This window comes from Mesorhizobium sp. M0040 (genome assembly GCF_040323505.1).
Lineage (GTDB): Bacteria > Pseudomonadota > Alphaproteobacteria > Rhizobiales > Rhizobiaceae > Mesorhizobium.
On sequence record NZ_JAMYVA010000002.1, the window covers coordinates 35402 to 58818 of the forward strand.

Sequence of the window (23417 nt, forward strand, 5' to 3'; positions counted from 1 at the left end):
GCCGCCTGTGACGAGGGAGCGACGGGCTCGCAATTGAATTCTGTATTAACGGCCATGGCGTGTGGCTTTCTCTTTCGATGGTGGCCATCCCGCCCCGCCCGATGCGTCCGATCCGGTCGAGCAAGGCTCGACCGTATCGTGACCCTTCACCGCCGGCAGCACAACTGTCCCTTTGTGGGCACTCCATTCGGATAAAGGAGAATCTGGGGCAAACTCGTCCAACCGGATTGCTGCGCTCCAGGAGAGCTTCCTCGATGGTGACAGGACAAACGCGATCGAACGAAACGGAGGGCCGGAAACTTGGTTTGCCGACGTGCGTCTCTGTGGCTCCGACATGCATTGGCAGGATAGCTGGGCCGTTTCCCACTATGTTGTCCGGGCCCAGAAGAACGACGCGACGAAGCCGTCAGTCTTGGCAATCCTATCGGGTAATCATAGCGAAACTGGCCGCATCGCGTTTCTTTCGTCGGCTCTCACGTCTGGCTAGAATTCCGGCCCCGACAAAGCAAGATCCCTTGCAGCGTTACCCTAAATCGGCCGCGGCAGGCAACGCGTCCATTGCGGGCCGCAGGGGTGCTGCAAAGGAGCGACTTGGCAGACTTCCCCATTTTTTAAGCCGAAAAGCATCTGCGCTGTGTGTCAGTGCTGCGTCGCGCGCTTGACTCACACCCAGTTCGCTTCGCCACGGCCGGCCGCGGCACGCATTGCCTCAGCTGCTGAAGCTCGGCGTGTGCGGCGTGTGCTCAGATCAGCGTGCCCGCGTCAGTGTCGGCTTCACCCGGCCCTGCGCGACATCCCCGAGTGGTCGACTGCCGCGGGGCGGCTCGCCTGAGCCCGCCGCTCGCCGCATAAACCGCGACGCTCTCCCGCCAGATCGGGGGCACCACCACGCCCACCGGAAAACAAGCCCTAGCAATCCTCACGGCCGCGCAGTCCTTTGCTACGATGGCCGCCTCCCTGAGCTGCTGAAACCAAGAGCTCGTGCGCTTGACCCAAAAGCCCCAGGTTGAAGAATTCGGATACGCCTCGATGATGCTGCCCTACGCCTAAAGATGGTATTTGGGTGCAAGGTTTCCGAGCGTAACATTGAGAACAAAAGAAACTGTGCGGCTGGCGCTTTGGAGCATCCCAATCGACATGTGCATCCCAATCGCGCCGAGCGAGAATGCGATGATGACAAGAAAATCTTTCATAACGGTGCTTGTCGAGCCGAGCGAGTTGCTTCGAGAAGCGCTTAGTCGAACCCTGAATGCGGCAAATTTTCGTATTCTTTTCTCCGCGGCGACTGTTCACGATCTTCTGCAGAAGCCGCTACCCCAGCACCGTTCCATCTTGCTCATCATAGATGTCGGCGATACTGATGCGGATGCTGAGTTCGCACAAATTGCAGACTTTAAGGCGATCTACCCGACCAGCCATGTCGTTGCGCTAGCCGATCACTGTCGAACGACCAATATAATCTCAGCTTTTCGTGCCGGGGCTAACGGGTATCTGACAAAGGTCGCTGCTTACGACACGTTCATTAAAGCTCTCGAATTGGTTACGCTAGGGCAAATCGTGTTGCCTACGGAAACTTCGATGGTAATTGAAGATATCAGACAAGGGTTGAGAAATGATGCTGTAGCTGCTGAGTTACCGAGCGCTGCAGTTAAAGTGGAGATTGAAGGTGAAGAACTAGTGATTTTGTCAAATCGGGAGAAGTCCATTCTGCGTCGCTTGATCGGAGGGGAATCCAACAAAGTCATCGCGCGCGAGATTAATATCGCCGAGGCTACAGTGAAGGTACACGTCAAGGCCATCCTTCGAAAGGTTCGGGTTCGCAACCGAACACAGGCCGCAGTTTGGGCAATGAACCATGGTATGCTTACTCCAGCGTCTGGCGACGGCCCGACGGGGAACGACACGATAGAACCTCAGTCAGCTCACCATCCGCATGACCTGCCTGAAGCACAAAACGGATACCTCTTTCTCGATGATGATCATCCAATATGACCTGCGATAGATCTTCGTTCGGGCTGGCGCATCCCTGTGCCAAACTTCGTTGCCGATCAACAAGGCATAGGGCTCAAATCGTTCCCGGGCTGGGCGAAGGAGCGCGGTGGAGACCGCACGCATCATGTGGACGGCGCCGATGTGACCACGACCCGGCCCTTTGTATTGGCGGCGGTCGTCTCAGATCCGGTTTCCTTACGCGTTGTCGCCTGTACTCAATAGCGTCGATTGCCGAATTAGATCGCCTCAAACGGCTCGAACTCACTGCGTGATTTGATAACAAATTGCAAAGCTCACGGATTTTATTGCCATTTTGAATCTGAGGAATTCATCAAAATGGGCCAAGCGAAGACTGTTTCTGGATTGTCATTCAGCGAAGTCCGGATCGGAACGGTTGAAGGCGGAGAATCCGGGGTGCTGGTGTGGAAACGCGACCAATTGGTGGCGGTCCTTACCCAAATCGACGAGGAAGCATATTCCACGAAAGGCAAATGGTTCCTCGAAACGGGATTCGGGCTGCTGAGCGGGCAGCACAAGAATTTCGATACGATCGAGGAGGCCATAGGATGGGTAGGAAGACACACCTTCCCCGAGCCTGCTTAGACAGCCGATTAGCCGCCGATTCCGCCCTTCGACTTTCACAATACATGTTTGATAGGGCGAATAGCCGAACATGGCCACAGGATTCACCCAAGGTGGGCAGTGTTATACTTGGGCTCACTCTTCAGGCAGAGTTCCTTCTGAGAGAAGATCGTTGACCTTGCAGGCGACTTCCGTGCGGTTGGTCGCCTTTAGCTTCTTCATGATATTGCGGATGTGGACCTTCACCGTGCTTTCGCGCAAATTCAGTTCGTAGGCGATGATCTTGTTCGCCTTGCCGCGCCGGAGCGCTAGCGCAACCTCGGCCTGCCTAAGCGTGAAAATGCCCGCCAAAGGCTGCGTGTCGCGGCGGCCCGACTCTATCAGGTGCCGCATAGCAAGGACACTGCTCGCCGGCACGAAGATGCCTCCCGCTGCCGCCAGGTTGATTGCCTCGACACAGACATCGATTCCAACAGAGGTCGGAATGTAGCCGCGTGCACCGCATTCGAGAGCGGTCAGTATCTGGGCAAGGTCTTCTGTCTCGGCCAGGACGACCACAGGGACCGATTTGAACTCGGATGAAATGTGCCTGATCTCGTCAGCGAGGCCATAATCTGTAACCTTCCGACTGCCAAGGTTGAAGAGTATGGCTGCAAGGGGAGGGGCAGAGCTCTTTCCGACGCGCCACTCCTCGACGGAACGCCACGCGGTGACATCCATACCAAGTTCGTGGTCCACGAGAGCCGATGCGAGACACTCGCGGTCTAGTGCCCTTCCGTCCAGAATGAGGAGGCATTCCCTGCCTGTCTGCCCGCGGACGGTTTCCGTTCCACCGGACGGGACTCCGGATCGATTTGCCGAAGTGTAATTGTGCAGTCCTGCTGTGGAGCCCATATCAATACCCGCTCTTCCACACAAGCCGCCTTGCGCCGGCCGATATGGTTTCCGCATTCTCTGGCATTGAAAAACTTGGTATTGCGCCTTGTGAAACGTCGAGGCTCGATTACTCCATTTGCGTCCTGTTTAGTTCCCGACCCAGCAGACACCCAACTTGGGTAAGTGTAGGGTTTATTTATAAGCAGTCTCTAACATAGGTTGCTTTTTTCATAATTTTCCGGGAACCGGCGCCAAGCCGGACCAAAAGGGCTGCAATCCGCCTGAAGACGCATGCACAGGATCACTTGGCCATCTCACCTAGCAGGCAGCCGAATGTTGATCGGCTGGTACCTGCGGCGATTCCCGCGGTAGACCAGAACTCCTGAAGGTGCCGTTGACATGGTTAGCGCACAGCGCTGATAGCCATGGCTCAACAATTTAGCTTGAGCCCCACCCGTGGATCTGCCGCAGTAAAAGGGCTCCGCGCATATTTCAGCAACACACCGGCCTCGGGGCGACAGGCCGAGTTGCCGCCCGTCATGATAATCTCTTCAAGAGAGATAGCCGCTACCTGAGATACTCGCTGTCGAATCCGGCTGTTTCGACCAGCTTCTTGCGATTGATCACCTCTACATGGCCTGACTTGAAAGAGACGAGATCGGCCTTGCGGAGCTCCCTTAACGTTCGGTTGACGTGAACCGTGGTCATGCCGAGTATGTCGGCCAGTTCATGCTGGGCAAGAGGACACTCATACCTTCCATGCGCCGACAGCCCAACCCTGGAGAGCCTCACCTCCAACTCTAGCAGGAAGTGGGCGGTACGCCTCATCGCGTTCCGCCGCCCGGTATTCATGAGATGTTCGGCAAGGATGGCGTTCAGGCGCGCCAGGGAGCAGGCGATCTTCTTCCCGATTCGGCCTTCCGACAGGATGGCCTCGACCAGTTCCTTACTGGAAATTTCATAAACAGCTAGTTCGGTTATGGACGCCAGCGACGCAAGACGGGGTCCGTCCAAGCCACGGAAACCGACGACATCCCCCTTGAGGGGAGTGTCTATGATCTGCCGCTCTCCGTCCGGCAGTGCCTGATAAAGTATGCCCCAGCCCGATTTTACAATGAATATCTCACTGTTGTCGTCCTCCTGCCGGCATATCACCGAATGGGGTTTATAGATTTTTGCGGTAACACCGAGAAAATCGTTGTTCCCCCACTCGTCCTTCGACAACGTTCCCCCTATGGGATGCGAGCACATGAACTCCAATAGTGTCTGCATGAAGAATCGCGAACTTGCTTCTGGTTCCACACGACTTGCAATAGTTTCTCCCGAACAAATCGACAGAACGACCTCTTACCCTAGGGGCGGGGTTGCATACTGTCCTCGTCTGTTTGAATGAGGTAAACTGCAATTAATTTAAGGGGTTCAGCGGCGGTGAACTCTCCCGTGCAGCCGGACAACAGGCTCCGAAACGCTAATCACATTGCGGTCGCAACACTATGGCTTGGCTATGGAACGCAAAAGCTGACCCGCGATGCGGATGGCAATTACAGGTCAAGCAAAACGTCGCCTTGCGGGCGGCTGCAGCACGCCAGGACGTAGCCTGCCGATTTGGCTTCCGATGTCAGCCCGCCTAAGTCATCCATGACGACTTCGCCGGACAGCTTGGCGATCCGACAGGTCCCGCAAACTCCCTGCTGGCAAGCGGTCGGGACGTAGACGCCACATTGGCGCGCCGCTTCGAGCAAGGTCTCTCCGGGCACGCAGTCATGCGCAACGCCAGACCTGACGAAGCGGACCGAAGACGAAACCTTTGAAGCCGGTACCGAACGCGAACTGTTGCCGCCTCCGAAGCTCTCCTCATGATACTGTGAACGGGCGAGGCCGATTGCCTCCAGGCAGCCGCGTGCTGTCTTCATATAGGATTCCGGCCCACAGGCGAAAACGGTGCGGCTATGGAGATCGGGAACCAGGTTCAGGAGCATTTGACTGCCAATGCGTCCAGTTGGACCCCTCCATGCCGGGTCATCCTGACTGCAAATGCAAGTCACTTTAACATCGGGAAAGCGAGCGGCAAGTGCGTCCAGTTCAAGCCGAAAGATGATGTCTTCCGGCGTTCTCGCACTGTGAATGAAGCGGATATCCTGGTCGGCCGCGCGGTCGGTAAATGCGCGCAGCATCGACATGACGGGAGTTATCCCGCTGCCACCTGAAAGGAAGAGGGACTTTCCATGCGGCATGTCGTCGAGATTGAACGAGCCGAGCGGCCCTTCGATCTCGATCCCGTCGCCCGGCATCAAATTGTCATGGAGCCAATTCGAAACGAGCCCGCCCGGCGTCCGTTTCACGGTGATCTGCAGGTCGAGCGGTCGCGTCGGCGGTGACGAAACGGAGTAGGAGCGCGTCACCGCGGCACCGTTGATCCTAAGGTGCACCAGAACATACTGGCCAGCGCTGAAGCAGAACATCCGATCTGAAGCGGGTGTGAGAACGAATGTTTTCACATCGTGCGTTTCGTCGATCACGCGCCGGCAGAGCACAAGCTGCGGTGTGGTCTGTGCCCAATGCCGGTGACGCTTTGTTGGGACGAAGCCGGAGGCTGCAAAGGTCGCGTATGCATTCATCAGTCAACTCGGGTTTGAAGTCGAGCCAAGATGCCACTTCAAACCCCGCTGAACAGCCGCGCAATCCTGCCTTTATGATCGGCAATTTCGATTAGACTTCCAGTGACATTACAGCAATCTGGAGAGCTCGGATGCCTTTGCGAATAATTGGTTCATGTTTGCGGCGCGCGAGTATCGCGGTGTGGACTGGCTGGTGCAGCGTCGGCGCTCCCTCGACGAGAAACGATGGGAGTTCAGCAGTGAACCTGCGCGCATCGTCGCTACGCATATAGCAGGTGCCGCCCGTTCGTCGGAGCATGATCTCCGCCAGAGTTTCCGATCCCGTCGAAAGCCGACAGATCGCCAACTCGGCCAGCAGCTCTGCGTGCGTCTTTTCCAGCACGGCGGTGTAGCCCGGGCGAATGTAGGTTTCAGGGTCGACGTCGGACAGCCTTCTGGCAGCCGTCGAAACCATCACATATTCCTCGACCATCAGGTGTTCGTAGGCGATCTCAGGCAGGTAGCGAGGCGCATAAAGCACGGCGATATCCAGATTTCCCATGCTTAGGTCGCTGACCATCTGGTTCGAATAATCCGACTCGACATGGATCGAGGATTTTGGAAGGGCCTGGCACAGTGTCTCGACCCATCCCGGCAGGACCGACCGGGTCATGCCTACCTGTGCGGCGATGCGCAAGGTGCCCTCGAACCGGTTGAACGCTCGCACGTCGTGTCGAGCTTGCGACCAGGTCGACAGCAGGGATCTGGCGTAGGCTTCGAACCGCCGTCCTGCGGCTGTCGGCTCAGCACCGGCACGCCCGCGCTGGAAGAGCTCGGACCCGATCGCGCTCTCCAGATTCTTGATCCGGGTGCTGATCGTCGACTGGGTCAATCCCAGCCGATCGGCGGTGCGATTGAAATTTCGCGATTCGATGATGTCGAGAAAGGTTTCGATGTGATCTAGCTGCACGTGACCTCCAATCGAAAAAGTCGATCATATTGCGCTGGATCATACGCTTGATCAAACAATACTCAAGGCGGAAGCTGCATGGGAGAAATCGGCCGGCAGCATCGACCAGGCTGAAGCTACGGAGCTGAGCAACGTGTTCATAGTCGACTGCGATTGTCACAATTACTGGTCAAGCGCCACTGTACTGGAGCCCTACCTTTCCGGCCTATGGAAGGACATGTTCGTTGAAGGCGAGAAGACAGGTCCCGTTGGCGCCTTCCCGCATGGCCATCGTCCCTGGTTTCATCCGCAGGACTTCTCCCGCAAGGACGTCCGTCCGAAAACGGAAGCCGACAACTATCTCATCATGAAAGAGAAGCACCTCGACAAGTACAAGGTCGACGTGGCGATCCTGACCGGCGACGAGCCGATCGAGGCGTCTACCCTCGCCAACCCCTATTATGCCAGCGCTCTCGTCAGCGCCTACAATGACTACCAGATCGACCACTGGCTGCCGAAGGACGATCGCTTCGTGGGCTCGATCATCATTGCGCCACAGGATCCGAAGCTCGCGGCCGCCGAGATACGCCGCTTGGGCAATCATCCGCGCATGGTTCAGGTTCTTGCCTCGCAAGGCTCCGTCAAGCCGTATGGCGACCCGTTTTACCACCCGATCTATGAAGCATGCGCCGAAGTGGGGCTGCCCTTTGCCATTCATCTGGGCGGCCATGGCGGCGTGAATTCGACCGCGATTGCTCCTGCCCCAACGACGTTCTTCTGGGAGACGCACGCCATCCTGCACATGTCGGCGATTTCACATGTCGCAAGCATGATTGCGCATGGCGTCTTCGAAAAATGGCCGGACCTCTACTTCGTCGTCATCGAATGCGGCGTGGCCTGGGTGCCGTCGGTATTGTGGCGCCTGGATGCGGATTACAAAGCGCTGCGCAAAGAGACGCCATGGCTGAAGATGCTGCCGTCGGAATATTGCCGGCGCAACATCCGCTTTTCCACGCAGCCGCTGGAGCAGCCCGCAAACATTCAGCATCTCTGGTCCACTCTCGAAGCGATGGACGGCGAAAATACGCTGATGTTTGCCTCCGATTATCCGCATTGGGATTACGACGACGCCAACACGCTGCAAATCCCTCCCGCCTGGAAGAGCAAGATCATGGGGCTGAATGCGTTGGAGGTCTACAAACGCATTCCCCGCGCGCAAGCGGCGAATGCCGCCTGAGGAAGCAGACGATGCCTGAGAAGACATATATTTGCCGTGTCGACGAGATCGAAACCGGATCTCCCTTCATCACCAAGATCCGCAGCCTTTCGGTCGGGGTTTTCCGCATCGGAGATTCATTCCACGCGCTGCTGAATGTTTGTCCGCACCGCGGCGCTCCGCTTTGCGAGGGGCCGCAATGCGGAACAACTGCGCCGGTCGAACAGGCGCAATTCATCTATCATCGCGAAAACGAGATTGTGCGCTGCGCCTGGCATGGCTGGGAATTCGACATCAAATCAGGTGCGGCTTTGGTCGATCCGTCCGTTCGCGCGCGCACATTTCCAGTCACCGTCGAGGCGGGCAGCATCTATGTGACGGCCTAATTGAGCTATGGAGTCGAGGAGTTAGAAGAAAAGATGATCGCGGCTGACGAGCAGATTTCTTCACAGGTGATTGACGAACAATAACGCGGAAAATCCGCAATGGGAGAGTCAAATGTCAGAATCTGAATACAAGCTTGGTATCGCTCAAAGCCAGATTGGCCGCGGCAAGATTTCCCGTCGCGACTTCATTCATCTTGGGCTGGCCGCTGGGCTGACGCTTACTGCTGCGGACAAGCTCTTCGTCAGCACGGCCCGGGCCGAACCGCTGCAGGGCGGCTTCGCCAAGCTCGGCATGGCACATGGGGCAACAACGGATTCGATCGATCCGGCCGGCTACCCGGATACGTTCACACAAACCGCGTTCTCGGGCTCGATGTCCAACAGCCTCACCGACGTCGACGCGAAAGGCAACGTCCAACCGGACCTGGCCGAGAGCTTTGAATCATCGGATGGCGCCAAAACCTGGGTCTTCAAGCTGCGCAAGGGCGCAACCTTCCACAACGGCAAGAATGTCACGGCGGACGACGTCGTGGCTTCGCTGCGCTATCATATGGGCGACGAAACCAAATCGGCGGCGAAGCCGCTGCTTGAACCGGTCGCCAGCATCAAGGCGGACGGCCCGGAGACGGTTGTCTTCACGTTGAAGAGCGGCAATGCCGACTTCCCCTACATCATGAGTGACTACCATCTGGTCATCATGCCGGCCAAGGACGGCAAGGCGGATTGGGGATCGGGCGTTCGCACCGGTGCTTTCGTGCTCGAGAACTTCCAGCCCGGAGTTTCGGCCAAGCTCAAGCGCAATCCGAATTACTTCAAAAATGGCAAACCCTATCTCGACGAGGTGGAGTTCATCGCCATCACCGATCTCGCCGCTCGCATGGCCGCGTTATCGACAGGGGAGGTGGACTATATTGGCCGCGCCGACCTCAAGACCCTCGGCATGTTGAAACGCAATCCCAAGGTGGAGATCGTCGAGGTCACCGGCTATGGCCACTATACCTTGCCGATGAATGTCACGATGGCGCCGTTCGACAATCCGGACGTCCGAATGGCTTTGAAATGGGCGATCAATCGTCAGGAGATCGTCGACAAGATCTTTCTCGGCCACGCCACCGTGGCCAACGACAACCCGATCGCGCCGGCAATCAAATTCGCCACTAATCCGCAGCCGCAACACAGTTTCGATCCGGAGAAAGCCAAGCATTATCTGAAAAAGGCCGGAATGGAAAAACTGAAGGTGGATCTCTCGGTTGCCGATGCCGCTTTTGCAGGCGCTGTGGACGCGGCTGCGCTCATCCGCGAAACGGCAGCCCAGTGCGGCATCGACGTAAACGTCGTGCGTGAGGCCGAGGACGCCTATTGGGATAATGTCTGGCTCAAGAAACCTTGGTGCGCTTCCTATTGGAGCGGTCGCGCGCCCCCCGACTGGATGTTCACACAAGCCTTCGCCGCAGACTCCAGCTGGAACGAGTCGTTCTGGAAAAATCCTCGCTTCAACGAGTTGCTTGTCCAGGCGCGCGCCGAGACCGACGAGGCCAAGCGGGGGGCAATGTATGCCGAGATGCAGCAACTGACCCATGATGATGGCGGCAGCATCGTACTGGTCTTCAACAATTTCGTCAGCGCCAAATCCAATAAGCTCGCACATGGCGAGGTGGCGCCGAACTGGGAGAACGATGGACTGAAGATGGCCGAACGCTGGTGGATCGCCACTGCGTGAGAGTGCGGGCCGGGCCCGCGATGGTTGCGAGGGTCCGGTTGGCCCCGGTGTGCCCTGCCGGATGTGGCAGGGCAGTGGCCGCAACGGGAAACGCGTGCAAATGAACCCCGTCGCAAGAACGGTTCTGCAGCGCCTTGGCCTCGGCCTCGTCACGCTGTTCATCGTGTCCATCATCATCTTTTCTGCGATTGCAATGCTTCCGGGCGACTTCGCCAAGGCGATGCTCGGGCAATCCGCCACACCCGAAACGGTCGCCGCCTTCCAGCGAGAAATTGGCATCGACCGTCCGCCTGTCGAGCGCTACTTCGTCTGGGTCGGGCAGATGCTCCACGGGGATTTCGGCTCTTCGTTCGCGAGCCGCACCGGGTATCGGCGCACTGTCGCCGAGATCATCGCGCCGCGCCTCTACAATACGATGTTCCTTGCATCGATGACAGCGCTGATAGCAGTTCCGCTGGCCCTGGGACTTGGCATCCTCGCTGCGCTCTACCGCAATGGCTGGTTCGACCGGCTGGTGAACGCAGTGACGCTGACAACCATTTCGTTCCCGGAGTTTTTCGTCGCCTATATGCTCGCCTACCTGGTCATCTCGCGCGACACGTTCATCGGATCCGAGTTCGCACAATCCCTGCCGCACTGGCTCGCAGTGTCACTGAGCTGGATGCTCAACGCAGTTCCCAAGTTCCCGACATTGTCGAATGTGAACGACCAGACGCCATTCTGGGAGCATGTCTTGAGAGTAGCCTTGCCGGCAATCACACTTACGCTCGTCATCGTCGCCCACATGATGCGCATGACACGAGCGGCGATCATCAACATGCTGGCAAGCCCCTATATCGACATGGCGCGGCTGAAGGGAATGTCGCCCATGGCCATCGTACTCAGGCATGCGTTGCCCAACGCCTGGGCTCCGATCGTCACGGTGGTAGCGTTCAATCTCGCTTATCTGGTCGTCGGAGTCGTCGTTGTCGAAGTGGTGTTCGTCTATCCCGGCATTGGTCAGCTGATGGTTGATGCGGTCAAATCCAGGGATGTTCCGGTTGTCCAGGCCTGCGCCCTGATTTTCGCGGCGACCTACATCCTGCTCAATCTGACCGCCGACATCATTTCGATCGCCACCAATCCAAGGCTCTTGCATCCACGATGACCAGCTACGAACCCATCGCTCAGGTTCACAGGCTGAGGCGCTCGCGCGCCACCCGGGCCAAAACGGCGCTGAAGAAGGCACCCTTCAGTGCCTGGTTCGGCATCCTCGTCATCATCGGCTATGTCATCGTTGCGGTGTTCGCGCACTGGATCGCCCCATACGGCGAAACGCAGGTCTTCAGCGAAGCCTTCGCACCGTGGAGCCAGCAGTTCAAACTGGGAACCGACCAGCTCGGCCGCGATATGCTCACACGCTTGATTTACGGTGCGCGCAACACCATCGGTATCGCCGTCGCGACCACACTGCTGTCCTTCGCCGTTGGCGTCTCGCTCGGCCTTCTTGCCGCATTGTACAGGGGATGGCTCGACCAGATACTGTCGCGTGCGGTGGACGTGTTGATGTCGATCCCAAGCCTGATCTTCGCCCTGGTGCTGCTTTCGATCTTCGGGTCGTCGATCACCAGCCTGATAATCATCATTGCGCTGCTCGATTCCACCCGCGTCTTTCGGCTCGCACGCGCCGTCGGGCTTAACGTAGCAGTGATGGAATATGTCGAGGTGGCGCGATTGCGCGGCGAAGGCCCGAAATGGATCATCGCCAAGGAAATCCTTCCCAACGTGATGCCGCCGCTGGTCGCGGAGTTCGGCTTGCGATTTTGCTTCGTATTCCTCACGATCGCGGCACTGTCCTTCCTGGGCGTCGGCATTCAGCCGCCGACCGCCGATTGGGGATCGATGGTGCGCGAGAATGCAACCCTGATCACCTACGGCGATGTCACGCCGCTGCTGCCGGCCGGCGCGATTGCCCTCCTCACGGTATCCGTGAATTTCGTCGTCGACTGGTTCCTGCACGCAACAAGCGGGTTGCGGGATGAAAGGTAGCGGTCCGGCCTCGCGCGAAAAAGGTAAGGATCTACTTCAGATCCGCAATCTCCATGTGGAGGGCTTCTCGGACGAGCGATGGCATCCCATTGTCCGCGGGGTCGATCTGGCGCTGAAGCGGGGGGAGGTTCTTGGCCTGATCGGCGAGTCAGGCGCCGGCAAATCCACCATTGGCCTCGCCGCGATGGGTTACGCCAAGCCGGGCTGCCGTATCACACAGGGCTCGATCCTGTTCGACGGGATCGATCTTCTGGCACTCAGCGAAACAGGGCGGCGTCGCCTCAGAGGCTCCCGTATCGCCTATGTCGCACAAAGCGCCGCGGCCTCTTTCAATCCGGCCCACCGGCTCCTCGACCAGACTGTCGAAACTGTGGTGGCGCATGGTATTGCCAGCCGAGAGAAAGCGAACCGGAGTGCCGTCGATCTTTATCGGCGTCTTCAGCTTCCAGACCCGGAGACCATCGGCTTTCGCTATCCTCATCAGGTTTCCGGCGGACAGTTGCAACGGGCAATGACCGCGATGGCGATGGCCTGTCGTCCGGACCTCATCGTCTTCGACGAGCCAACGACGGCGCTCGATGTGACGACGCAGGTCGAAGTTCTCGCCTCCATTCGCAATGTCGTGGAGGAATTCAACACGGCTGCAATTTATGTGACGCATGATCTGGCGGTGGTGGCGCAAATGGCGGACCGCATCATGGTTTTGCGCGATGGACTTACCGTGGAGGAGGCTGAAACACGCCAGATGCTCGCCTCGCCCAGCCAGGAATATACCAAAACGCTCTGGGCCGTGCGCAAGCTCGCCAAGCCCGAAGTTCCGGCCGATGAATATCTGCTTACGATAGACAACGTCACCGCGGCTTACGCGCGGAGGGTCAAGGTGCTCCAGGATGTCTCCATCAAAGTTCCACGTGGACGAACAGTGGCTGTGGTCGGCGAATCCGGTTCCGGGAAATCGACGCTCGCTCGCGTCGTTACCGGCCTGTTGCCGCCGCTTTCGGGGTCGATTTCCTTTGCCGGCCAGGCCCTTTCCAAGACCCTGGAGACCCGCCCAAAAGAGATTCTGCGTCGCATACAGATGATTTATCAAATGCCCGACAACGCGCTAAATCCGCGCCAGACGGTCGAAGAAGTCATAGCTCGGCCGCTTGAATTCTATCTTGGCCTCAAGGGAGCGCAGCGGGATCGGCGGATCGGCGAACTCATGCACATGGTCGAGATGAGCGAAACTTACCTGGATCGTCTGCCGGCCGAACTGTCGGGGGGCCAGAAGCAGCGCGTTTGCATCGCCCGGGCGTTGGCCGCCGATCCGGAACTGATCATCTGCGACGAAATCACGTCTGCGCTCGACCAGATTGTGCAGGAGGAAATCCTCAAGCTGTTAATGCGGCTTCAGCGCGAGCTCGGCATGAGCTACATTTTCATCACCCATGACATTGCCACCGTGCGGGCGATCGCCGACGAGATTGTGGTCATGCACCAGGGGAAAGTCGTTGAGCAGGGATTGAAGAGCGAAATTCTCGCGCCGCCGCATGCCCCCTATACCGAACGGCTTTTATCCTCCGTGCCGGAAATGGATCCGGATTGGCTGACAAGGCTGCTGGCCAGCCGGGGCTGAGGACGCATTGTTATTCAACGCGAATGAACGCAAGCTGCGGATCGAGCGGCATGACAGGTCCACCGAAACGCCCTCATTGAATCGGCCTGCTCGGTCTTCCGCCGTGCCGCCTTGACACTGACGGATGCGCGACCAGTGGACTTCCGCTTCGCTTCCACCAGCCGACAGGGCTAGACTGGCATAGAACGACAATCGCAGGATTTTGGCTCAAGTGAGCCCGTGCCGGACGAGGTGGCGAACGACCGGGGAAAACATCTGCTGGCCGATATAAGACCCGATGTTCGCATTTTCGAAGATCGCTTGGGCGGTGACGGCATCCTCGACTATGGGGATACCTGCCTCGCGCGCCTGAGCCATCATATCTTCGGCCGCACGGCCCTGACCCTTGCCGACAATTGTCGGCACAGGCGTTTCGCCCTTGACGTAGCGCAACGCCACGGCGCGGTCGCCTGACACCAAGACGATGACCGCGTTTTTCACACCTAGCTTCGGAGGCTGCATCACTGCTTCGCGCCGCTGTCGCTGCTGTTCACGGCGGATCAATGGATCGCCTTCGAGATCCTTGTGTTCGCGCTTGTATTCGGTTGTTGTCATGCGCATGTCCCGTAGGAACAGCCAGCGCTGAATAGGAACATCGATCAAGCCGATGACGATAAAGGCCAGGGCGGCGGCAGTCCCGAGAGGTGTCATCACCGCCTTGATGATCGGCTCCAGGCATGTCTGACCACAGCCTGGCGCATCGAAGAGAGGCTGTAGCCAGGCGATCAGGATGAATACGAAAAGGCTTGCCAGGAACACCACCTTGACGAGGCCCTTGGCGAACTCGATGACATTGCGGAGCGACAGGATCTTCTGAAGGCCCTTCGCCGGGTTTATGTGATCGAACTGCGGCTTGAGCGGCTCGAACGAGAAGACCGGCCCGAACGTGGCCAGCATGCCGAAGGCTACGGTGAGAACCACAACGATCCCGACTAGCGGCAATGTGGCAAGCATCAGCAATGAGAACGAGTGGTGGATGGCCCGCAGGCTGACCTCCTCGAAAGAGCCGCCGGGCACCGTCACAGTCTGCACGAGTTCCGAAAGATATTTGAAGAGCAGCGGCCAGCAAAAATAGAGATAGCCAAGCGCTGCGAAAAGAGTGAAGCCGGTTACCAGGTCGCGGCTTTGCGAAACCTGGCCCTTGCGGCGGGCGTCACGAAGCTTCTTGTCGGACGCCGGTAATTTCTTTTCCTCAGCTTCTTCGGCCATGTTGCAATCTTACCGCACTATCGTGGTTCCAGTCGGCCGATGCCCTGTGTAAGGTGGGACGGGCTTGAATACGGAGAGGTGGATTTGCGGTTGCGTGTCGTATTCATGCCAGTCGTCGTCGCGCTGGCGCTGAGCGGTTGCCAGACGACCCAAACCGGCTCCGTGCAGGCCAAGGCGCAGGGCCCATCGTCTCAATCCGAGCGCCTGATCAAGCTTGCCGACGATATTGATGCGCGCGGAGAAAGTGATACCGCCATCGCGCTCTACCAGCGCGCCGCAGCAATGCCGGGCGCTAAGGCGAGCGCGCTCGTCAAGACAGGCGACGCTTACATGCGGGCAGGCTATCCTGCCGATGCCGCCAAAGCTTATCGGGCCGCGCTCGCCAAAGCTCCCAATGACGGGGGAGCAATGCTTGGGCTTGGCTCGGCGATGATGGAGGTAGGCGATATCGATGCAGGCATGCGCGCGCTTGCGCAGGCAGCGCCGCTGGTCAACACCAGCGGCGCCTACAACCGATTGGGCGTTGCGCAGACTTTCGCCGGGCAGACAGGGCAGGCGCAGGAGACTTTCGCCCAGGCGTTGAGACTTGCGCCGGGCGATCTTGACGTCGAGACCAACATGGCATTGGCGGCAGCCCTTGAAGACAATTCCGCTGCGGCGCTGCCGCTGGTGCAGAAAATTGCCGCCGCTCCCAATGCGCAATTGCACCACAAGCGCAACATTGTGGTGGTGTACGGGCTTCTTGGCCAGGCCGACCAGGTCAAGGCCTCGCCGCCAATCGGGCTGACGACCAAGGAGGTGGCCACCCTGCTTGCCCGCGCAAGAACCATTCGGCTGAAGGGCAGCACTCAGGCCAAAGCGAAGGCGCTCGGCTCCATCCTCGGCTAGCGAATCGGGCCGGAGGGCCTGAAGCGATCTTCCGCCAAGCGCGACGCGTAGGGTGACACTACGCGGGCGAATACCGCGCCGGCTCACTCGACTGGGAGCGTTGTTTGCGGCACCGACGGCGCGCTGTTGGCGCCGCCTATCGGAGCCTCCTCGCCATCGAGGTAGCGACGGGCCGCGCGCGCGGTCGGTGCCGCCGCCGCCGGGCCCATGCGGCGGCCTTCTACGAGGTCACGCTGGCTTTCGGACATCCGCTGAAGATTGAAGGCATTGGCGCAACCGGGCGGCAGATGGGAGCCGACGCCGGAGACGATCGTCAGATTCGTCTTGGCAGCAGAGTTGTCGTCGTCGGCTGGCTCGGCCAGACAGGCATCGGGAGCAAGAACTGAGCCGCCGACACCTTTCTCGGAGCCGCCTGCATCCGTCGAAACATAGTTGTAGCCAGGCGAATAATCCTGCCGCTTTTGCGGGCTGCTCGCGCAGCCGGCCAGAACCAGCGCTGGAACAACGCAGAAAAATGCGATGGGGGATGTCATATCCGGTCCTCGTTACTTGATGATCAGACCCGTCGCCGATGCGTCATTGGCGTGCTTGCGGCTGCGGTGCTTGGCTGCCGGACGATCAAGCGGCGTGGCGAGGCTGTCGCGCACCGGTTCCACCAGATAGGGCGTAATCAAAATGACCAGTTCGGTCTCTTCGTGCTGGAAACGCTGTGATTGAAAAAGCGGGCCAAGCACCGGTACATCGCCCAGCACCGGAAACTTTTCCAGATTGCGCGAAGTCCGCTGCTGGAAAAGGCCGGCGATCGCAAATGTCTGACCGCTCGCCACTTCGACCGTGGTGTCGGCCTTGCGCACGACGAAACTCGGCATGGCGAAACCGTTGGCGCTTACGGATCCGGTCTCAGATAGAGAACTGACTTCCGGCTGGACATGGAGCGCGATGCGATTGCGGCCGATCAGCGTCGGGGTGAAGCCGAGGGACACGCCGAAGGGCTTGTATTGGACGGTGACGACGTCGGTTCCTTGCGGGATCGGAACCGGAATTTCGCCACCGGCGAGAAAGCTTGCCGTCTGACCGGTCATGGCCGTCAGGTTCGGTTCGGCCAGTATCTTGACGATGCCGTTGCGTTGCAGGGCTTCGATCAGAATGTCGAAGTTCAGGCCATGCGCCTGGTCCATGTTCAAACCGAAATTCCCGTTGCCCGAGGGCACACCGTTGTCCTGGAACATGTTGAATTCGAAGCCGCCGCTCCTGTAGCCGACGGACCAGTCGACGCCGTAGGACTGCAGTTCCGTGCGCGAGACCTCGGCGAAGCGAACCCGAATGTTGACTTGCTGTGAGCCCTGCACGGTCATGTTGTTCAGCGGCGGCTGTTCCGGTGGCGAGAAGGTCCGGGCGACATTGTCCAGATCCGTTGCCTCATCGACGCCTCGCGCCTCGCCTGTTGCAACGATACGGGTCCCGAAAATGTGGAGATTTGTCGCCGAGCTCGGCTGCATTGCTTGCTTGGCCTCGGTAGCAGGCGTGACATCGGGGGTGACGCGGAACTGGGCCGTTGCCTCGATCCGTTCATCGGCCGTGATCGCAATGAGGTTGGTCAGGCCGGGTTTGAGGCCGAACACATAGACCATGCTCGGCGACACGACCTGAAGGTCCGCGATCGTGGTGTCGGCAATCAGCACGGATTCGACCGGTTCATTGAACCGCAATAAGCGTCCTTGCCCGACCGGCAAGCCGACCGTTGGTTTGCTCGGCAACGCTGATATGTTCTGTGCCGTCGCATCGGCCAGTGTGAGCAACAACGCCAGCAGGACGCCAATCGTCGCGATAGCGAGCCGGCCTAAATCTGCCCGCCGCGCGAAAGCGGCTGATCCTACGCCTGCCGCGGTGTTGTGGATGGTCATGCCATTTCTCTCCTGAATCCCCAATGTCGTCCGTCCGGCTGGCGTCAGGAGGGCGCCTCCTGCGCGGCATTCGCCTGAGCCGACGGGAGCGAATGGGAGACGACGCGCGCGCCGGCTTTGCCGGAGCGGCCGGCGATCGTGGCCAGCGGCTGGACGTTGAATTCGTGTGCCAGTTCCTGGAAGGATAGGACCGGAAGCTCGATGCCATTGTGTGCGAGCAGGCTGCGCATGTGACGGCGCACATCCATCGCGGCGAGGACGACCGGTGAAACATCGGTGGCGTTCTGCGATCGGGCTCGCTCGATTTCGGTGACCAATGCCTGCGCATCATCGTCCGACAGATTCAGGAAGGTGCCGGTCGATGTGCTTTGCACCGCGTTTCGCAGGATGTCTTCGGCCGACCGCTGCAGCACATAGGCCGCGATGATGTTGTTGCGGCCGGCGAAGCGGAAGCTGATCTGGCGCTTCAAGGATGTGCGGACATGTTCCGTCAGCAAGACGACGTCCTGTTCGCGTTGGCCCCATTCGATGAGTGCCTCGAGGATAAGGCGCAGATTGCGGATCGGGACGTTTTCCCCGACGAGCCGGCGGAGCACTTCCGCGATCTTCTGGAGCGGCACGGTCTCCTGCGCCTCCCTGACCAGATCCGCATAATCCGGTTCCATGTCCGAGAGCAGCCTGCGTGTCTCCTGAATCCCGACGAAATGGCCGGCATAAAGACGAAGTGCATGGCCGGTCCATTTGGTCGCTATTTGCAACGGCGTTGAGAAGACGAACCCGGCTCCCTTCAGTGCTGACAGGTAGCTGTCATCGGCCCATACGAATTTACGCAGACCGGCAATCGGAGAACCTTTTTCGTAAGGTATTTCGAGCAGATCGAGATGCGTCGTGTCCGCTTCGACAAGAACACGGTTGGCAGGAATCTCAGCATCCAGGATGGGCGCACCTTCCAGATCGACGCGGACGCTTCGTTGCGAAAGCATCTCGTCGACCTGCATGCCGATGGCCGGAACGTCGACACCGAGATCACCGAAGAGTTCACGGCGCACGCCGTCGGCGAGCGCGGCAAATTCGGGCTCCGGGACTAAGTGTGCGAGCTCGGTTCCGAAGCGCACGAGGACGCGGTAGGATGGAGACAGTGTTGCGGTGGAGATTGCCGAAAGCGACGCGGAATTCCCGCGCTGTGCAGGCGAGGCGGTATGGCCGATGTCTTGAGGCTCGGACTCCTGGGCGGAGCGGCGATTGATTGCATAGGCGCCGGCGCCGCAGCAGCCACCAAGGACCAGGAAGGTGATGGAGGGGAAGCCTGGCACCATGGCAAGGCCGACCATGATCACGGCTGCGAGTGCGAGCGCGCGGGAGTCGCGGAGCAGTTGGCTGGTTATTTGCTGGCCAAGATCGCCCGTTCCGTCCGCGCTGCCGACGCGCGTCACCATTGTGCCGGCGGCCACAGCGACGAGCAATGCGGGTATCTGCGCCACCAGGCCATCACCCACGGTGAGCAACGTGTAGGTCGCAGCCGCGTCGCCGAGCGACATGTCGTGCTGCAGCGTGCCGACTGCGAAACCACCTATCAAGTTGACCAAAATGATCACAATGCCTGCAATCACGTCTCCCTTGACGAATTTCATGGCGCCGTCCATTGCGCCAAACAGCTGGCTCTCGCGCTCCAGCTGCCGGCGCAGATGGCGTGCCTCCGCCTGGTCGATGTCGCCGTTGCGCAGCTCGGCATCGATGCTCATCTGCTTGCCCGGCAGCGCATCGAGCGCGAAGCGCGCGGCCACCTCGGCGACGCGTTCGGCACCCCGCGCAACAACGATGAACTGCGCAACGGTGATGATCAGGAAGATGACGAGGCCCACGGCAATGCTGCCGCCAACGACAAAGGTGCCGAAGGCGGTAATGATCTCGCCTGCGTCGGCCTGGAGCAGGATGAGTCGCGTGGTCGTGATCGTGATCGCCAGCCGGAACAAAGTGGCGATGAGGATGACTGACGGCAGTGACGAAAACTGCAGCGGATGAGAGACGTAGAATGAGGCCAGCAGAATAAGCACGCTGATGGCGATGTTTGCAGTGATGAGACTGTCGACGAGAAACGTCGGCAATGGAATGAGCATCATTACCACCGCGACGAGCATCAGAATGGCAATGACCAGATCACTGCGGCGTGACAGCCTGGCAAGGAATTGCATCAGGCGTTCCGAGACGGTCATCGGATGCCTCGTTGCGACAGGAAGTTAAGCAAGGCACTGCGCGCCTCCGTCTTGCGCCCGGCCACGAGCAAGGCGCGGCTCTTCAGCAATGTAAGCACCGGGTGATCCATTCCTTCCAAGGTCTCCAGCCTGGCAATCGTGGCAAGCGCCTTTTCCGCCTCGCCATCGAGTATGAGAAGGTGGGCCAACGTTCTGAGGACGCCGGCATTTCCCGGCGAGAGCTGTGCAGCAATAAGCAGGTAGGCCGCGCCCCGCTTTGCCTGCCCGTGACACCCGTAGAGATAGCCCAGGACATGCAAAAGATGCACGGTGTCACGCGGCTCGGTCAGAGTTCGATCCTTCCTGCATGCGACCAAGCAGATCGCGATGACGCTCGATTTCATCCTCCATCAGCGTTTTGGCCAGCGTCTTGAGTTGCTCCCCGCCCTCCAGGCTTGGGACCAGGTGCGTTACAAGATACTGGAGAATAGGCACGGAGCGACGCAGGATGGCTGGTTCGGGAATATTGGGCATGACGAAATTGGCGAGTATCTCGTCGAGCGACTCGCCGGCCGCACCTTGAGAAGCCTGGAATTCCGCCGTTTCCGGCCTTTCTGCACCGGCGGCTGATTTCGCCCCCTGAGCACCGTTGGCTGCTTTTTTGCCGACCCCGTTTGTCCGTCGCCGGCTGATGGCCTGGCCCCGCACACCTTCCGCCTGCCGCCCCTCGCGGCCCGCCGTGTCAATCCGTGCCGTGTCGAATCGTGCCGCTTCAAGCCGGCGGTTCACGGATATTTCAGCGCGACCGTGGCGCCGCCCTTGGTCAGGAGAAGTTCGGTTTCGCCGATGTGTTTGACGGCCCAGCCGTCGTCGGTGAATGCACCTTCGTGATAGCGCGCGCCGTCGGTTGCGATGACGTAGGGCCGCTCGCCGTACCAGATCGCCTGCAGCCTCAGCCGCGGCGCCTGCGGCGCATTGCCAACCATGACGTTGGACATGAGGGGAAGGTGAGCGCCGAACGACTGATCGAACCAGGATTGCGTTTGTGCCCAGACATCACTCTTTTCATTCGGGATCATACCCGAGACCACGAGGCGTCCATTTGATTCCAGAACCGTTAATGTGCTTATGCCGGATTGCTCGAGGCGCAGCTTGAGCTGCCTTTCCACTTCTGCGGCAGTCTGGATTTGTGCTGGCGATGAATCGTCCAGGACTTTTTCCCCTGCCTGGCCGGCCAAAGCCACTCTGATTGGTTGCTCGTCTTGAGAGGAAGAGGACGCCTTTGCGCCAATCTCTTGCTTGGCGAAAGAGAACCCGTTCGCGGCGACGGAAACTGCCAGGACCGCACAGAGAACGCTGCTCGCGACCAGCAGCGGGCGATTGGCAAAAGACCCAAAAGACCAGCGATTGGATGCGCTGCGCAGGCTGATCAGCCGGACCCGCGCTTCGCCTAAGCTTATGGTGAGCGGCAGCCTGCAGCGGCTGCCATGTCCCTCACGGATGGTCTCGCTCGTGGCCAGCATGACATCGCCGCCGACCGCTTCGATTTCAACTTGGGCGCCCTTGCGCCGCAGCCTTGCATGAATCGGTGCGATGCCGGCATCCCGCAGGACAATGTCCGACTCAGTACTGGAGCCGATCGTATATTGCGGCTCGACCAGACTGACTTCGGCGCCGGCGTGAAATCCGTGGGTCACGCTCAGCGCTATGGAATGACCGGTATCCGGGGAGGGGGCGATGATCGATCGAAGTCGGCGCGCCGGCACTGCTGCTTCCAGATATTTGCTGATAGGACGAGCGGTCATGCCACTTCATCTCCCGCCGAATGACCATTTCCAACGCAGCCTGATGACGGCGCTGAAAATTGCGCCGTGCAGGTACGCCGCCGGGTGCTTGCGGCGGCGCATGGTTCGGGAATCCGCCGCCTTAGGCCTTTTCAGCCGACTGGCCGAGCGTCCTGGCGGTGCTCATCAGCATGTCATGCTGGGATTTCGCGATCTCTTTCGTGATCTCCAGGCCAAACATGCGCTCCTGGTGCTTGATCATCTTGTCCAGGTTCTGTTCCGGCGACCCTGCAGAGCCGGAGGTAATGGGAGGGGTAGCAGCCATCATTGTCTCCTTGAGGGACTATCCAAGTTGCAAACTCCGGACTCACATCGCTGCAGTCCGGAGGGTTGCGAAGGCAGCTTAAGGCAGCATGGCCGAAAATGAAAGTCCAGTTGGAATATTTGAGACACTTCGGTTCCAACTGTTGCGTCGCCTGTGTTCAAGGAGTACCTTGGCAGGTGGGTGAATGGGGTTTCAGAATGGAAAAAGGTCCTTTGGCCGAGCTTTTGGTCGAACGGTTCGAGACTATGCCACCGCAGTTGCGGGTCGCCGCACGTTTCGTGCTGGATCATCCCAAGGATGTCGCACTGATGTCGATGCGCGAGCAGGCGCACCAGGCCGGCGTTTCGCACAGCACGATGATGCGGCTGGCGCGATGGATTGGCCTTGAAGGCTACGAAGATATGCGCAGCCTTTATGCGCGCGCGCTGCGCGAGACCATCGCGGGCGAGCCGGCGCGACAGGGTATCGGACAGCATGGCGATCCGGGATATTCGACTGCCGGCGTCGTTGCCGACACGCTCGCCGCCCAGATCTCAAGCCTTGGCGAATACGGCAACGCCATGCAGTTCATCGCGGCAGCCGGTCTGCTCGCCCGTTCACGCGATCTGTTCGCTGTCGGCTCGCGCGCCGCCTATCCGGTCGCGAGCCACTTCGTTCACATCATGTCCTTGCTGGCTGGCACCGACTGCAAGGTGACGCTTGTCGGCGAGATGGCCGGACCGGGCCTGGATGCCCTCCAGCACGCGGGACGCGGCGCGGTACTTCTTGCGGTGGGCCTATCGCCCTACGAGCGCACGACGATCGACGTTGCGCGCCAGTCGGCTCGGCAGGGCATCGGCGTGGTGGCGATCACCGACAGCAGCGTGTCGCCGCTGACACAGATCGCGCGGGAAACAATTATCGTTACGTCAAATTCGCAGTCGTTCTTCCGAAGCATGGCGCCGGCGTTCGCCGCCGTCGAGATTCTGGCGGCGCTGGCGGCAGCGCAGTCTGAAACAAACGCCGCAGAACGGGTAAAACAGTCGGAAGAGCAGCTTGCTGCTTTCGGCATTTATTGGAAGCCCCCTCGATAACATCCGAAAGGTTGCGATCGGGCGGGCGTGACGGCAGCC

At 59.4% G+C, this 23417-nt stretch carries 22 protein-coding genes; 10 read left to right on the forward strand and 12 right to left on the reverse strand.

Going from position 1 to position 23417, the window contains the following annotated elements; translation table 11 throughout:
- The first annotated feature begins 1086 nt into the window (after nt 1-1086).
- Nucleotides 1087-1992, forward strand: coding sequence for a LuxR C-terminal-related transcriptional regulator (locus NKJ91_RS01820; RefSeq protein WP_352454216.1), 906 nt, complete (start codon nt 1087-1089; stop codon nt 1990-1992).
- Nucleotides 1993-2328: 336 nt separating this feature from the next.
- The gene (locus NKJ91_RS01825; protein WP_352454217.1) at nt 2329-2595 is read left to right on the forward strand and encodes a hypothetical protein; all 267 of its coding nucleotides are present in this window, start codon (nt 2329-2331) and stop codon (nt 2593-2595) included.
- A 114-nt stretch (nt 2596-2709) separates the two neighbouring features.
- Here the strand turns inward: NKJ91_RS01825 and NKJ91_RS01830 are convergent, their stop codons facing one another.
- The 4 genes from NKJ91_RS01830 to NKJ91_RS01845 all read right to left on the reverse strand — a co-directional run bounded on the left by NKJ91_RS01830 (nt 2710) and on the right by NKJ91_RS01845 (nt 7017).
- Entirely contained in the window at nt 2710-3468 is a 759-nt protein-coding gene (locus NKJ91_RS01830) for a LuxR C-terminal-related transcriptional regulator (protein ID WP_352454218.1), read from the reverse strand.
- Nucleotides 3469-4017: 549 nt separating this feature from the next.
- The gene (locus NKJ91_RS01835) at nt 4018-4674 is read right to left on the reverse strand and encodes a Crp/Fnr family transcriptional regulator (protein ID WP_352454219.1); all 657 of its coding nucleotides are present in this window, start codon (nt 4672-4674) and stop codon (nt 4018-4020) included.
- A gap of 317 nt (nt 4675-4991) precedes the next feature.
- On the reverse strand, nt 4992-6068 hold the full coding sequence (locus tag NKJ91_RS01840) for an FAD-binding oxidoreductase (RefSeq protein WP_352454220.1): 1077 nt from the start codon (nt 6066-6068) through the stop codon (nt 4992-4994).
- Between the two features lie 91 nt (nt 6069-6159).
- A complete protein-coding gene (locus NKJ91_RS01845) occupies nt 6160-7017 on the reverse strand; it encodes a LysR family transcriptional regulator (protein ID WP_352454221.1) in 858 nt (285 codons plus the stop codon).
- Nucleotides 7018-7150: 133 nt separating this feature from the next.
- Between NKJ91_RS01845 and NKJ91_RS01850 the strand changes: the two genes are divergently transcribed.
- The 6 genes from NKJ91_RS01850 to NKJ91_RS01875 all read left to right on the forward strand — a co-directional run bounded on the left by NKJ91_RS01850 (nt 7151) and on the right by NKJ91_RS01875 (nt 13964).
- The gene (locus NKJ91_RS01850) at nt 7151-8233 is read left to right on the forward strand and encodes an amidohydrolase family protein (RefSeq protein WP_352454222.1); all 1083 of its coding nucleotides are present in this window, start codon (nt 7151-7153) and stop codon (nt 8231-8233) included.
- An 11-nt stretch (nt 8234-8244) separates the two neighbouring features.
- Nucleotides 8245-8598 carry a Rieske (2Fe-2S) protein gene (locus NKJ91_RS01855; RefSeq protein ID WP_352454223.1) on the forward strand — a complete coding sequence of 118 codons (354 nt, stop codon included), beginning with the start codon at nt 8245-8247 and terminating at the stop codon, nt 8596-8598.
- A gap of 112 nt (nt 8599-8710) precedes the next feature.
- Nucleotides 8711-10318: an ABC transporter substrate-binding protein gene (locus NKJ91_RS01860; RefSeq protein WP_352454224.1), complete on the forward strand. Its 1608-nt coding sequence runs from the start codon at nt 8711-8713 to the stop codon at nt 10316-10318.
- Between the two features lie 100 nt (nt 10319-10418).
- A complete protein-coding gene (locus NKJ91_RS01865; protein ID WP_352454225.1) occupies nt 10419-11465 on the forward strand; it encodes an ABC transporter permease in 1047 nt (348 codons plus the stop codon).
- A complete protein-coding gene (locus tag NKJ91_RS01870; protein WP_352449149.1) occupies nt 11462-12346 on the forward strand; it encodes an ABC transporter permease in 885 nt (294 codons plus the stop codon). The genes NKJ91_RS01865 and NKJ91_RS01870 overlap by 4 nt, the downstream gene beginning before the upstream one ends.
- Nucleotides 12336-13964 carry an ABC transporter ATP-binding protein gene (locus NKJ91_RS01875; RefSeq protein ID WP_352454226.1) on the forward strand — a complete coding sequence of 543 codons (1629 nt, stop codon included), beginning with the start codon at nt 12336-12338 and terminating at the stop codon, nt 13962-13964. The genes NKJ91_RS01870 and NKJ91_RS01875 overlap by 11 nt, the downstream gene beginning before the upstream one ends.
- 207 nt (nt 13965-14171) lie before the next feature.
- On the opposite strand, the gene NKJ91_RS01880 is transcribed toward NKJ91_RS01875, so the two are convergent.
- Nucleotides 14172-15212 carry an EscU/YscU/HrcU family type III secretion system export apparatus switch protein gene (locus NKJ91_RS01880; RefSeq protein ID WP_352454227.1) on the reverse strand — a complete coding sequence of 347 codons (1041 nt, stop codon included), beginning with the start codon at nt 15210-15212 and terminating at the stop codon, nt 14172-14174.
- Between the two features lie 78 nt (nt 15213-15290).
- Between NKJ91_RS01880 and NKJ91_RS01885 the strand changes: the two genes are divergently transcribed.
- A complete protein-coding gene (locus NKJ91_RS01885; protein WP_352454228.1) occupies nt 15291-16100 on the forward strand; it encodes a tetratricopeptide repeat protein in 810 nt (269 codons plus the stop codon).
- An 83-nt stretch (nt 16101-16183) separates the two neighbouring features.
- Here NKJ91_RS01885 and NKJ91_RS01890 read toward each other — a convergent pair whose 3' ends face one another.
- The 7 genes from NKJ91_RS01890 to NKJ91_RS01920 all read right to left on the reverse strand — a co-directional run bounded on the left by NKJ91_RS01890 (nt 16184) and on the right by NKJ91_RS01920 (nt 22305).
- Nucleotides 16184-16633 (reverse strand): hypothetical protein, encoded by a 450-nt coding sequence (locus NKJ91_RS01890; RefSeq protein ID WP_352454229.1) that lies wholly within the window; start codon nt 16631-16633, stop codon nt 16184-16186.
- Between the two features lie 12 nt (nt 16634-16645).
- Nucleotides 16646-18004: a type II and III secretion system protein family protein gene (locus NKJ91_RS01895; RefSeq protein ID WP_352454230.1), complete on the reverse strand. Its 1359-nt coding sequence runs from the start codon at nt 18002-18004 to the stop codon at nt 16646-16648.
- A 44-nt stretch (nt 18005-18048) separates the two neighbouring features.
- On the reverse strand, nt 18049-20217 hold the full coding sequence (gene sctV, locus NKJ91_RS01900) for a type III secretion system export apparatus subunit SctV (RefSeq protein ID WP_352454231.1): 2169 nt from the start codon (nt 20215-20217) through the stop codon (nt 18049-18051).
- Nucleotides 20214-20600, reverse strand: a complete 387-nt coding sequence (locus tag NKJ91_RS01905) for a tetratricopeptide repeat protein (RefSeq protein WP_352454232.1) — start codon at nt 20598-20600, stop codon at nt 20214-20216. The genes sctV and NKJ91_RS01905 overlap by 4 nt, the downstream gene beginning before the upstream one ends.
- A complete protein-coding gene (locus NKJ91_RS01910) occupies nt 20530-20985 on the reverse strand; it encodes a hypothetical protein (protein WP_352454233.1) in 456 nt (151 codons plus the stop codon). The genes NKJ91_RS01905 and NKJ91_RS01910 overlap by 71 nt, the downstream gene beginning before the upstream one ends.
- A complete protein-coding gene (locus tag NKJ91_RS01915) occupies nt 20982-22001 on the reverse strand; it encodes a SctD/MshK family protein (protein WP_352454234.1) in 1020 nt (339 codons plus the stop codon). The genes NKJ91_RS01910 and NKJ91_RS01915 overlap by 4 nt, the downstream gene beginning before the upstream one ends.
- A gap of 121 nt (nt 22002-22122) precedes the next feature.
- Entirely contained in the window at nt 22123-22305 is a 183-nt protein-coding gene (locus tag NKJ91_RS01920) for a hypothetical protein (RefSeq protein ID WP_126092905.1), read from the reverse strand.
- Between the two features lie 197 nt (nt 22306-22502).
- Between NKJ91_RS01920 and NKJ91_RS01925 the strand changes: the two genes are divergently transcribed.
- Nucleotides 22503-23378 (forward strand): MurR/RpiR family transcriptional regulator, encoded by an 876-nt coding sequence (locus NKJ91_RS01925; RefSeq protein ID WP_352449139.1) that lies wholly within the window; start codon nt 22503-22505, stop codon nt 23376-23378.
- The last annotated feature ends 39 nt before the right edge of the window (nt 23379-23417 follow it).